Genomic DNA, 12,113 nt, shown 5'->3' on the forward strand with positions numbered 1-12,113 from the left:
GCGGGCAGCCTCTGACCAGCTTCCTCGTGCTGACCTGCAGGTTCACGAGAAGACGCGGTGTTCAGAATGCCCTCCAACAAGCTCCATGCGACTAACGATGCGACTATGCACCCTAGGTGCGCCCCCTGCCCCATTGACGGGCATCCCGGTGAACGGCTGACATCCGGCGGGGTTGAGCCGCTTCACGTGGTCGACCGCTCACACCTGACATGCATGAGCAACCACACGATCGCCGCCCCGATCAGATGGGGAGCCTGACCTGCGCTAACCATCCGTGCGCCGTAAAGCGGCACAGGCAGCGGCCAAGCCCAACCTCACCCGGAGCGGCGCCCCGGCTGGACCAGCCCGTGGTCGAAGGCGAAGACCACGGCGGCAGCGCGGTCGCGCAGGCCGAGCTTGGCGAAGATGTGCCCGATGTGGGTCTTGATCGTGCCCTCGCCGAGGAACAGGTTGGCGGCGATCTCGGTGTTGTTGAGGCCGGCGCCGATCAGGGCGAGCACCTCTCGCTCCCGTGGCGTGAGCGTCTCGACAGCCGCGCCGGACACCGGTGGGGCCTGCGCTCCGCGGTAGGCCGTGAGCACCCGGCCGGTGACGGCCGGGTCCAGCCACGAGTCGCCGGCGGCGACCGCCCGGACAGCGCGCTGGAGGTCCTCGGCCGGGACAGACTTGAGCAGGAAGCCGGCCGCCCCGGCGCGGAGCGCCCCGGCGAGCACCTCCTCGTCCTCGAACGTCGTCAGCACCAGCACCGGTGGCGCATCGGGTACGTCGGCCAGCAACCGGGTCGCGGCGACGCCGTCGACCCGGGGCATCCGCACGTCCATCACCACCACGTCGGGGCGCAGGGACGCCACCGCGTCGACGATGCCCTCGCCGCTCGCCAGCTCACCGACGATCTCGAACCCGAACCGGGAGCGCAGGATCCCGCGCAGCCCTGTGCGGACGAGCTCCTGGTCATCGACCAGGAGCACCCGGACCACCTCCTGGGTCATGACGGCAGCACCGCCTCGACCAGCCAGCCCTGCGGGACCGGACCGGCGGTGAGTCGGCCACCGACGCTTTCGGCGCGCTCGCGCATGCCGTCGAGGCCGGAACCGGGGGTGGCCGCGGGGTCGGGCGTCCCGCCGTTGCGCACCGTCACCGTGACGTCTGCCTTGCCGGCGATCACGCAGACAGCGACTGGCTCGCCGGCGGCGTGCCGAGCGGCGTTGGTCAGTGCCTCCTGGACGATCCGGTAGGCAGCCAGTCCCCGGGTGGATCCCAAAGAGGAAAGGTCTCCCTCGACCTTGAGCTCGACGGCAGCGCCGGCTCGGCGGAACGAGTCCACGAGGTCGGCGATGTCACGGGCGTCGGGCAGCGGCGCCATCCGGACGGGGTCGTCGGTGCGCATCAGGCCGACGGTGGCGCGGACCTCCTCCAGGCTCTGTCGGGCCAACCTCTCCGCCTCGACCAGGGAGGCGCGCGCTTCCTCGGGCTCGTCGTCGAGTGCGAGCCGGGCGCTGCCGATGTGCAGCAGCGAGACGGTCAGGGCGTGGCCGATCACGTCGTGCACCTCATCGGCGATCCGGCTGCGCTCCTCGGCCCTGCTGCGCTCGGCCAGCTCGGCCCGGGTGCGGTTGAGCTCGACCACGGTCAGTCGCAGTCGCCGGGCGAACACGCAGGCGATGGTCGTGAACGCCGTACCGATGATCCAGGCACCCCATCCGGGTTCCGAGGGGTGGATCGCCCACTCCCCGACGGGTCCTGCGAGGAGTACGACGAGCGTGGTCAGGGCCACCGGCAACGCAGACGACAGCGCGGCCCAGGCGGCGATGACGCACAGCCCCATCCAGGACAGGTTGGAGGACTGCTCGTGACCGAGCACCACCAGCCCCGCGATCGGGATGACCAACCCCGCCGCGAGCCGCCAGCCCGACGGCGCCCACTTCGCCAGCGCCAGCGCCGCAGCGACGATGCCCGCGGCCGACCACAGCGCCACCGGGGTCGACTGGCGCGTCATCAGCACTCCCAGGAGCGCGAAGAACGCGAGCGCGGCAGGTGCCGCGGCTCGCGTTCCCCACTCCGTCATAGGAGCGACCCTAGACGTCACAGGGCGCTGCGCCGTGCCGCCAGGGCCATGGCGCCGACCGCGATCACGGTGACGGCCACCAGGGCGACCGTGGCGTCGCCGATCCCGAGCCACGGTTCCCGGATCGCCTGGTTGGCCAGCGACAGCGGCAGCCGCTCGGAGATCTCCCGCAGCGCATCCGACATCACCGCCGGCGGTGGGCCGCCGACACCGAGCAGGAAGGAGGGGAAGAACAGCAGCAGCCCGACGGCCTGTGCCGCCCGCGCCGAGGGCAGCATCGTCCCGAGCAGCACCCCGATGCTGGCGAACGCCACGGAGGCAACGACCACGCCGGCCACGACCCGCACCGGGTCCTCGACGCTCGGGATGCCGTAGACCGGTGCGGCGACGGCCAGCAGGAGCGCACCCGAGATCGCGATCGCGGTGAGGCCGACCATGAGCTGGGCCAACGCGAACGACCACCGTGGGAACCCCGACGCCGCGAACCGGCGCAGCACTCCTCGCTCCCGGTAGGTGGCGATGTGCACCGGCAGCATGATCAGTCCAGTCGCCCCGATCACCACGGTGAAGTAGGAAGCGACGTACCAGTGCGACGGGTTCACCGGGAAGGCGTCGTCGGGCTGGGTCCCGAACGAGCCGCCGATGATCAGCATGGAGACGATCGGGAACACCAGCACGAAGGTCAGGGCGAACGGCTCGCGGCTGAGCAGCCGGAGCTCGGTGGTGACGAGTCGGCGGGTGGCCGAGCGGTGCTTGGGCGCGGGCGCGGCGGTGGAGCGCGGATCGGCGCCGGCAGTGTCCGGCTGGATGGGGACGAACGTGCTCATGATGCGACCTTCCTGGTCTCGGGGAGATCGGTGGACTGGTCGAGCAGGGTCAGCAGCGCCGACTCGAGATCGGGGATGTCGACCCGGAGATCGACCGGCACGGGGTGTCCGCTCGCGACGAGCCAGGCCCCCACGTGGGCGATGGCCTCGCGCGCGCCCTCGATCGCGACCTGGTCGCGCTCCTGGCTCACCCGGTGTACGCCGGGAAGTCGATCGAGCTCGCCGCGGATCGCCGAACCCCCGGCACCCGGAAGCCCGAAGCGGACCGTGACTCCAGGGGCGTGGCGGGCGACCAGCTCGGCGGGCGTGCCCTGGTCGAGCACCCGCCCCTGTCGCATGGCGACGACACGCTCGCACAGTGCCTCCGCCTCGTCGAGCTCGTGCGTCACGAGCATGACGGTGGTGCCCTCGTCACGCAGCTGCGCAACGGCGGACCACACCTCACGCCGTGCGGCGGGGTCCAGGCCCTGGGTGAGCTCGTCGAGGATGACCAGGCGCGGCCGGTTGAGCAGCGCGAGCACGAGGAACAACCGCTGCCGCTCTCCCCCGCTCAGCCCCGCGAACGGGGAGCGACGCAGCCGCCCGAGGCCGAACTGCTCGAGCAGCCGGTCCCGGTCCTGGGCGTGCGGGCCGGCGAACAGGTCCACCGCCTCGGTGACCCGCAGCCGGTCGGGCAACCCAGAGCTCTGCAGCTGGCTGCCCACCTGCAGGCGCAGGCGATCGGCCTGCTTGACCGGGTCCAGGCCGAGGACCCGGATCACCCCGGAGTCGGGCGTCCGCAGGCCCTGCAGGCACTCGACGGTGGTGGTCTTGCCGGCACCGTTGGCGCCGATGAGACCGACGATCTCACCAGCCCCCACGTGCAGGTCGAGATTGTCGACGACGACTCGTCCGCCGTACGACTTGGTCAGTCCGCGCACGGTGACGACCGGCCCAGAGATGTGCTCGGTGGCGTGGCGCATGGGTGTTGGTTGCATGCCCCCATTCCATGTCGCGGGGACCCTCGGCACATCGGCCCGGAGGCAGAACCCGACCTCTGCCCCCGGGCAGAGGTCCCTGGAGACTGTAAGCAGTGCAGACGAACCCGACCAGGTCCCTGGACCGGCCCTGCGACGGCCACGCGACGGCCACGCCATGACCGTGGTGACCTTCGGCGCAGTCAGGTAGGTGCGCCCCAGGGCGATCCGCTGGAGCACCTGGGTGTGGTCGCGCAGATCCTCGCCCTGGCCGAACAGGTCCCGCCGGCCACGGCCTCGCGGGCGCAGCTGTGGCGGCGTACGGCGAAACCGTCGTCCGCCTCCTGTAGACCAAGATGGTCGGGCAGCTAACGCAGCCACAAGGTGGGTGCCGACACGGGTGTCTAAGGCGCGATGGCGGTAGCCGTTGCGCTGTGCGGCGCGGCCCGGGTTGGGCCGTCTCCATTCCGCGCCAACGACAGCGTCGGCAGCGTTCTCCTCGATGAGGTGTCAGGCAGTCAGCGCGGGCAGGTCATCAGCTCCGATCTCGGGTTCGGTCACTACGCGGGACTTGACCGGCGTCAGCTCGGCCCGCAACCTCTTCGGGGGCGTCCGGCGTATCGAGCAGGGCGGCTCGCCCGGGCTCGGCAAGCGACGCTAGACCCGCACTGGATCACCCGACGCGGGGTCACGATGCGACTATCGATGCGACGGTTCAGCGCTCAACGCATCAGTCAGGGATGTCGTGTGACCGGCTGGCAGGACGGGCGCCTCCACTCAGCCGACCAGCGGGAGGATGCATGACGTCGGGCCTTGAGCGCCATGCGACTATCCATGCGGCTATACGCTACAGATTCGAATGCGCCCCTATGCCTCTGAACGCCCGCTGAGGACGCCGACGGCCCACCTGACCTGCGCTAACGTGTAGGTCAACGCACCTGGAAGTACCCCAGAGCACCCGGCGTGCCGTCCATGTTGGACTGCACGAGCGCGCCGACCGTGACGGTGCGTCCCGCGAGCTCGACCAGGCGAGACGAGGTGCCGATCCCTCCCTTGTAGCCGAGCGCCGTCGTGCCCGTCCCGGCTCCGACGCACCCCTCGACGACGCGCCCACCACTCGCCGACGCGAGGGCCTCCTCGACGTGCTCGGCGCCGACCGCGCGGGCGCGGACATCGGAGAGGTGGCCGTCGTTCGTCTCGCCGACGACAGGGTTGAGCGTGGCGACGTCCTCGTAGCCGGGACGCGCCAGGACGTGGGCGACCAGCGCGTCGGCCACCCGGAACACCGAGAGCGTGCTGGTGAGCAGCACCGGCGTCTCGAGCGCCCCGAGCTCGACCAGCTGGGTCGCCCCGACGAGCTTGCCGAACCCGTTGCCCACCGACAGCCCGGCGGGCAGCCGGCGACGCGACGGCCCGAGCGCGTCCGGCACGATCGCGGTCACCCCCGTCCGCAGGTCCCCGCGGGCGATCGTCGCGTGCCCGACGCGCACGCCCTCGACGTCGGTGATCGCTCCGTACCGGCCCCGTGGATGGGGGCCGAGGGTGAGCGGCAGCTCGTCGACGCGCACGATGTGGACGCTACCGCGTCAGAGCACGAATCGACGCGGCCGCGTCAGAGCGACGCGACGTCGAGGTCGAGCGTCGTACGGTCGCCCGAGGCGACGAGGTCGAGGCGCGGCCCGACCGTGGGCAGCTCGTAGGTGAAGAAGTAGCGGGCCGCGGCACGCTTCCCCTCGTAGAACACGTCCTGCCCATCACCGGCCGCGAGCAGCTGCTCCAGCCAGATCCAGGCCACGACGACGTGACCCGCCGCCTCCAGGTAGGCCGACGCGTTCGCCAACGCCACCGCAGCGTCGCCCTGGGCCCAGGCGGTGCGCGTCACCTCGACCAGCCGCCCGAGCACCGGCTCCAGGGCGTCGGCGTACGAGGCGGCGTCTCCTCCCGCCTTGCGGGCCTGGGCAACCGACGCGCCGATCGTCGCCGCGAGCAGAGCGAGGCCCGCGCCGCCGTCGGCGACGACCTTGCGGCCGAGCAGGTCGAGCGCCTGGATGCCGTGGGTCCCCTCGTGAATCGGGTTGAGCCGGTTGTCGCGATAGAGCTGCTCCACCGGGTAGTCGCGGGTGTATCCGTAGCCCCCGTGCACCTGGATCGCGAGATCGTTGGCCGCGAGGCACCACTGCGACGGCCAGGACTTGGCGATGGGGGTCAGAACCTCCAGCAGCGTGTGCGCGCGTGCCCGCGCCTCGGCGTCGGGCCCGGTCGCCTCCTCGTCGACGAGCCGGGCGCAGTAGAGGACGAGGGCGAGTCCGCCCTCGACGTACGCCTTCGACGCAAGGAGCATGCGGCGGACGTCGGCGTGCTCGATGATCGGCACCGGCGGCGCGAGCGCGTCCTTGGCGCCGACCGGGCGCCCCTGGGTCCGCGTCTTCGCGTAGTCGAGCGCATGGAGGTAGCCCGTGTAGCCGAGCGCGACCGCACCAGCGCCGACACCGATCCGGGCCGCGTTCATCATGTGGAACATGGCGGCGAGGCCGCGGTGCTCCTCGCCCACGAGGAAGCCGATCGCCCCCGCCTGCCCGCCTGGCTCGGCGAAGCCCTCGCCGAAGTTCAGCAGCGTGTTGGTCGTGCCGCGGAAGCCCATCTTGTGGTTGAGGCCGACCAGCGCGACGTCGTTGCGCTCGCCAGCCTCGCCCGCCGCGTCCGGAAGGTGCTTCGGGACGATGAAGAGGGAGATACCGCGGACGCCGGGCGGCGCCCCGGGTGTCTTGGCGAGGACCAGGTGCACGATGTTCTCGCCGAGCTCGTGGTCACCACCCGAGATCCACATCTTGGTCCCGGTGACCCGGTAGGAACCGTCGTCCTGCGGCACCGCACGGGTGGTGATGTCGGTGAGCGAGGAGCCGGCCTGCGGCTCCGACAGGCACATCGTCCCGTACCAGCGGCCCTCGATCACCGGCTTCGCGTACGTCTCGATCTGCTCGGGCGTGCCGTAGGTCAGGATCAGGTGCGCGTTGCCCGCCGCGAGCGAGGGGTACGAGTGGACGCCGACGCTCGCCGCCTGGAACCACATCGCCGACGCCCGCTGGAGGGTGAAGGGCAGCTGGAGACCACCGTGCTCGGCGTCGAAGGCCAGGCCCGGGAACCCGGCGGCGTTGTACGCCGAGAGGGCCTCCGCCACGCCGGGAAGCATCTCGACGTGGCCGTCCGCGCCGACGCGGGGCTCCTCGATGTCGAGAGCGCGGCTGAGCGGGGCGAACTTCTCCGTCGCGATCGTCTCCGACAGCGCGAGAACCGCGTCGAACGTGTCGCGGTCGTGCTCGGCGTACCGCTCTCGAGACGTGAGCTCTTCGACGTCGAGCCACTCGTGCAGGAGGAACTCGAGGTCGCGCCGCGAGAGGATCCGGGAATCGGCCATGCGGCTGATACTAAGCGCTCGCTTAGTCAGCGTGTGAGCCCGGTCTCAGGCGGACGCTCTCCTGTCGGTGCCGACGGCTAGGTTGCTGATCACGACCCAGGAGCGCGAGGTGCTATGTACGCCGTGATCGACACCGAGACGACCGGGCTCAGTCCGGCGTTCCACCACCGCGTGGCCGAGGTCGCCGTCGTCCTCGTCGATGCCGACGGCCGGGTCGAGCACGAGTGGTCCACTCTGGTCAACCCCGAGCGAGACCTCGGACCCCAGCGCATCCACGGCATCCGTGCCGTCGACGCCGTGCGCGCACCGCGGTTCTCCGAGGTCGCCGCGCACCTGGTGTCGCTCCTCCGCGGCCGCACGCTCGTCGCCCACAACCTCCCGTTCGACCTGACGTTCCTCGTGGCGGAGTTCGACCGGATGGGGCTCGTCTTTCCCGTGGCTCACGACGCCGGACTGTGCACGATGACCCTGAGTGCCGACCTTCTCCCGGGCACGGGACGCTCGCTCGGAGACTGCTGCGCTGCGGCGGGGGTCCCTCTCGACGGATGGCACGCCGCCGCGGCCGACACCCGCGCGACCGCCGCGCTGCTCGCCCACTACCTCCGTCGCGTCGGGACACCACCTCCCTGGCACGACGTCGTCGACCGGGCGCGCGACGTCGCGTGGCCCGAGATCGCACCGCGGCGGTTCCGCGCGGTGCCGCGCCCCGACGATGCCTCGGCCGCGCGCCCGACCGGCTTCATGGCCGGCCTCGTCGGCGACCTCCCGCGAGACTCGGCGTCGGACCTCGCCGACCCGTACCTCGCGGTGCTCGACCGAGCGCTGACGGACCACGAGCTGGCGGCCGACGCCCCGGCCATGCTGGCGGCGGTCTCTCGCTCGCTCGGTCTGGGAGCCTCGGATGTCACTCGCATGCACCGCGACTACCTCCGTGCTCTCGCCCGGCTCGCCACCCGCGACCGGACCTGCACCGACGCTGAACGACGAGAGCTCGAGCGCGTCGCCGACGCTCTCGGCCTCGACGGGTCCGACCTCGACGCTGCCCTGGCCGGCGCGGCCGTGCCGATGATCGTCGCCCCGTTCGCGCTCCCGCGCAGCGCCCGGGTGGTCTTCACCGGTGAGATGTCCGAGCCGCACGACGCCTGGGCCCGGCGCGCCACGGCGGCCGGGTTGCAGGTCCTCGACGGCGTCACGACCGAGGTCGACGTGGTGGTGGCCGCCGACTCGTGCACGATGTCGGTCAAGGCCAAGAAGGCACGCGGATACGGCATCCCGGTGATCACCGTGGAGGAGTTCGCACGCCACCTCGACCGCTGACCCTCGGCGCACCCGGACACCGGGGGTTAGGCTGCACCATCGGCTTCGAGGAGGACGTCCGATGGCAGAGCACAATGAGATCGTGAGCACGGTCGTGCGCGAGCTCAGCAGCATCCGGGGCCTGGAGCCGTCGATCGAGAAGGTGACGCAGTCCGCCCGACTCCTCTTCGACGCCGACCAGGCGGGGGTCACGCTCATCCGTTCGCGCGGCGAGCTCGAGACCGTCGGGCCGACGCACGAGATCGTGACCGAGCTGGACTCGCTGCAGTACGCGCTCGGCCAGGGTCCGTGCGTCGATGCGGTCACCGAGCAGCACGTCGTCATCGCCAACGATCTCGACTCCGACCCGCGCTGGCCGGAGTGGGGTCCACGGGCATGCAGCGTCGGCATCCAGAGCATCGTGGCGGCCGACCTCCAGGCCGACGGCAGGAGGATCGGCGCTCTCAACCTGTACGGTTCTCGCACCAACCAGTTCAAGGACACCGACGCCGCACTGCTGCTGTCGTTCTCGGCCCACGCGTCCGCGGCGCTCGCCGCCGCCCGCACGATCGAGTCGCTGAGCGCCGCGCTCGACACGCGCACCGTCATCGGCCAGGCGGAGGGCATCATCATGGAGCGGTTCGGTGTCGACCCGGTGACGGCGTTCGCGATCCTCAAGCGCTACTCCCAGGATTCCAACACGCGTCTGCGCGAGATCGCCGAGCAGATCGTCGAGCGACGAGAGCTGCCGAGCAGCTAGTCGCACACCGGACGGGGGCATCATGATCCAGAACTTCCGCGAGTACCTCGAGGACCTGGTCGTCGCGGGCTACACGGTCAGGCACGACGGCCATGGCTCGGACCCGGATCTCATCGATCCCGGCGGCCACCCGATCGAGACCTGGCGCGAGGACTACCCATACACGACACGGATGGACCGCGACCACTACGAGGCGGAGAAGTACCGCCTGCAGGTCGAGCTCCTCAAGTTCCAATACTGGGCCCAGGACAGCGGCACCAAGCACGTCATCCTCTTCGAGGGCCGTGACGCCGCCGGCAAGGGCGGCACCATCAAGCGCTTCACCGAGCACCTCAACCCCCGCAGTGCACGTGTGGTCGCCCTCACCCGACCGACGGAGACCGAGCGTGGCCAGTGGTACTTCCAGCGCTACGTCGAGCGGTTGCCGACCTCCGGCGAGATCGTCATGTTCGACCGCTCCTGGTACAACCGGGCGGGGGTCGAGAAGGTCATGGGCTTCTGCACCGACGTCGAGTACGAGCGCTTCATGCGCCAGGCGCCGCTCTTCGAGCAGATGCTGATCGACAGCGGGGTGTCGCTCACCAAGCTGTGGTTCTCGGTGACCCAGCACGAGCAGCGGACGCGCTTCGCCATCCGCCAGATCGACCCCGTACGCCGGTGGAAGCTGTCCCCGATGGACATCGAGTCGCTCGACCGGTGGGACGACTACAGCGACGCGAAGGAGGCGATGATGCGGCACACCGACACCGACGTCTCCCCCTGGACCGCGATCAAGAGCAACGACAAGAAGCGCGGTCGCATCAACGCCATGCGCTTCTTCCTGAGCCAGTTCGACTACGAGGACAAGGACACCGCGGTCGTCGGCTATCCGGACCCCAAGCTCGTCCGTCGCGGCAAGGAGTCGGTCGGCGACTGAGCGCCGGGGGCTCCTGCCGGGCAGATCTCTTGCGACCGCCCGTGGACGTCACGATGAGGCCTCGTCCGTACCGGAAGCCGCCGGAAATGCACTCGCCAAGATTTCCTGTGCCCATTCGTCTGAGTACTCGTCCGTAAGCGAGTCGATCAGATCGCGAGCTTCGCTCTCCCGTCCAGTTTCGACGAGCAGTCTCACAAGATCGTCAGCCGCCTCCAGAGCGTCCAGACACAGTCACGCAGCGCTGCCTCGGCGAGTGCATCCTTGCCCAGCATTCGTTGCGCCAAGGCATACCCGCGCGCACCTCGCACGTTCCCGTCCAACGCGAGGTCGAGGAAGATTTCCGCTGCGAGCTCGGGATCCTCGGACAGTGTGAGATGGCCAAGAAATGATCTTCCGCCTCATCTTCGTCCCCGGCATGAGCAGCGACCACGCCCAGAAGCCTGTGGGTCGGCACTGAGACACCCCGCTCTAGCGCGTCGCCCAGATGTCGGCGGAGACGTCATCCGCACTTCGAGGAGCACCTCACCGTTTGCTCGCCGCGCCGTCTGCGTCAGCCTTCCGCGACGAAGACTGGCTTGTTCCCGGTGAGATCACGAAGACGCTCTAACCATTCGTCCGTGGAGCATCGTTCCAACTCCCCGGTGCCGATGACGACAGCAGACCACGCCGCTCGTTCGAGGCCTTGCGCCTCCACGGAGAACCACGAGCCTCCCGACTCGGCGTACCGCAGGAACACCTCACCCAACCCAACTGGATCTCCGTTGTCTATCCCTACCCCCACCAGCGGAGGAGCACCACCTTCGAACGCCTCTCGGTCAACGACGGAGTAGTCGGTTCTCGCGATAACTGAGATCTGGGTCGACGACTCCGCGGGATCAAACATGTCGATTCCGGGCGCGTGAAATTCGTCCTCATCCTCGGCGGCGAAGGGAGGAACAGTATTGGCATAATCCGATAGCGCATCCGAGTACCCCTCAATGGCATGGACAAGCGGGTCGTCGAAAGAGAAGGCCTCGCGAGTTTCCGAGCTTGACGTGAGGTTCGACATCGACTCGGTGTACTCGAGGATCGCGCGCGCCAACTTCTCTCCCGACCTGACAAACGCGTCGCGCTCTTCAACAGTCCACATACCACTTCCCTGCTTTCCCTTATTTCATTGCGTGCAGCGACATCCGAGACGAGTCCGGGGAACGAGGACGAACAACGTTCGCACAAGTTATCCCGGAGGCGCACCGCGTCCCGGCGTTCGCCAACATGGTTCGAGCCTCAGTGCCGAGTCGAGTCAACCCGGCGAAGGGCTGCCCGTCCGGTCGCGCTCGTTCGCGTCACGGCAGCGCCTCATCATGACGACGTCTCGAACGTGGGCCCTTCCAGAAGGTAGGAATCGCCTTCCACTGCGAGCCGCAAGCCGTGCCTAGTCCGACCGCGAATCGGCCGTATCGCGCACCATTCACCTTCACCATCGAAATAGGAAACAGAGAGGCGCACCATGAGGCGGAATACTTCGTCCCACGAATCCACGCAGTCATCGATCTCGATGAGACCGAATCCACCCTCGATCGCAAGCTCGAACAGGCCGGCTCCCGAGAGCTCGATGAAGGCCATCTCCCTCCGGAGAGGCTCGACCGGGGCTTGCTTGCGGCTCATCGTGAGGGCTAGGCCACGCCTCCGTCTCTCGGATTCCACGATGAGGGGCCGATCACCAACTATGGCGCGAGCAGTGGCCCGAGCGATCTCCGGATCGAGGAGTTGAGCACCATACTTCGTCAATGTCGTCCGCCCTGGGATGCGATACGTCGTGGAGCAGCCGTGCCTACTGCGCCGTTGTCGCGGCGGGGGCCCATCAACCACAGGCCGCCGACGATGCCGACATCTTGG

At 69.4% G+C, this 12,113-nt stretch carries 11 protein-coding genes; 3 read left to right on the plus strand and 8 right to left on the minus strand.

The annotated features are described in order from the left end of the window. Positions 1 to 314 precede the first annotated feature (314 nt). The 6 genes from KV097_RS14255 to KV097_RS14280 all read right to left on the minus strand — a co-directional run bounded on the left by KV097_RS14255 (position 315) and on the right by KV097_RS14280 (position 7,263). Complete coding sequence (locus tag KV097_RS14255; protein ID WP_139105428.1) at positions 315 to 989, minus strand: response regulator transcription factor; 675 nt, start codon at positions 987 to 989, stop codon at positions 315 to 317. Continuing rightward, positions 986 to 2,065 carry a sensor histidine kinase gene (locus tag KV097_RS14260; RefSeq protein ID WP_220366245.1) on the minus strand — a complete coding sequence of 360 codons (1,080 nt, stop codon included), beginning with the start codon at positions 2,063 to 2,065 and terminating at the stop codon, positions 986 to 988. Before KV097_RS14260 ends, KV097_RS14255 begins: the two co-directional genes overlap by 4 nt. A gap of 17 nt (positions 2,066 to 2,082) precedes the next feature. Further along, entirely contained in the window at positions 2,083 to 2,892 is an 810-nt protein-coding gene (locus KV097_RS14265; protein WP_220366246.1) for an ABC transporter permease, read from the minus strand. Continuing rightward, on the minus strand, positions 2,889 to 3,869 hold the full coding sequence (locus KV097_RS14270; protein WP_166138369.1) for an ABC transporter ATP-binding protein: 981 nt from the start codon (positions 3,867 to 3,869) through the stop codon (positions 2,889 to 2,891). The genes KV097_RS14265 and KV097_RS14270 overlap by 4 nt, the downstream gene beginning before the upstream one ends. A 908-nt stretch (positions 3,870 to 4,777) precedes the next feature. Next, a complete protein-coding gene (locus tag KV097_RS14275) occupies positions 4,778 to 5,416 on the minus strand; it encodes a P1 family peptidase (RefSeq protein WP_301021602.1) in 639 nt (212 codons plus the stop codon). A 44-nt stretch (positions 5,417 to 5,460) separates the two neighbouring features. Continuing rightward, positions 5,461 to 7,263 carry an acyl-CoA dehydrogenase gene (locus tag KV097_RS14280; protein ID WP_220366247.1) on the minus strand — a complete coding sequence of 601 codons (1,803 nt, stop codon included), beginning with the start codon at positions 7,261 to 7,263 and terminating at the stop codon, positions 5,461 to 5,463. A 114-nt stretch (positions 7,264 to 7,377) separates the two neighbouring features. On the opposite strand from KV097_RS14280, the gene KV097_RS14285 reads away from it, so the two are divergent. The 3 genes from KV097_RS14285 to ppk2 all read left to right on the plus strand — a co-directional run bounded on the left by KV097_RS14285 (position 7,378) and on the right by ppk2 (position 10,235). Then, positions 7,378 to 8,580: an exonuclease domain-containing protein gene (locus KV097_RS14285; protein ID WP_220346084.1), complete on the plus strand. Its 1,203-nt coding sequence runs from the start codon at positions 7,378 to 7,380 to the stop codon at positions 8,578 to 8,580. Between the two features lie 61 nt (positions 8,581 to 8,641). Continuing rightward, positions 8,642 to 9,319, plus strand: coding sequence for a GAF and ANTAR domain-containing protein (locus KV097_RS14290; protein ID WP_220346083.1), 678 nt, complete (start codon positions 8,642 to 8,644; stop codon positions 9,317 to 9,319). Between the two features lie 22 nt (positions 9,320 to 9,341). Further along, positions 9,342 to 10,235 carry a polyphosphate kinase 2 gene (ppk2, locus tag KV097_RS14295; RefSeq protein WP_220346082.1) on the plus strand — a complete coding sequence of 298 codons (894 nt, stop codon included), beginning with the start codon at positions 9,342 to 9,344 and terminating at the stop codon, positions 10,233 to 10,235. A gap of 550 nt (positions 10,236 to 10,785) precedes the next feature. On the opposite strand, the gene KV097_RS14300 is transcribed toward ppk2, so the two are convergent. Further along, the gene (locus KV097_RS14300) at positions 10,786 to 11,364 is read right to left on the minus strand and encodes a hypothetical protein (protein ID WP_220346081.1); all 579 of its coding nucleotides are present in this window, start codon (positions 11,362 to 11,364) and stop codon (positions 10,786 to 10,788) included. A 212-nt stretch (positions 11,365 to 11,576) separates the two neighbouring features. Further along, entirely contained in the window at positions 11,577 to 11,840 is a 264-nt protein-coding gene (locus KV097_RS14305; protein ID WP_220343430.1) for a hypothetical protein, read from the minus strand. Positions 11,841 to 12,113: the final 273 nt, after the last annotated feature.

It is taken from the genome of Mumia sp. zg.B17, assembly GCF_019550915.1.
Classification (GTDB): Bacteria; Actinomycetota; Actinomycetes; order Propionibacteriales; family Nocardioidaceae; genus Mumia.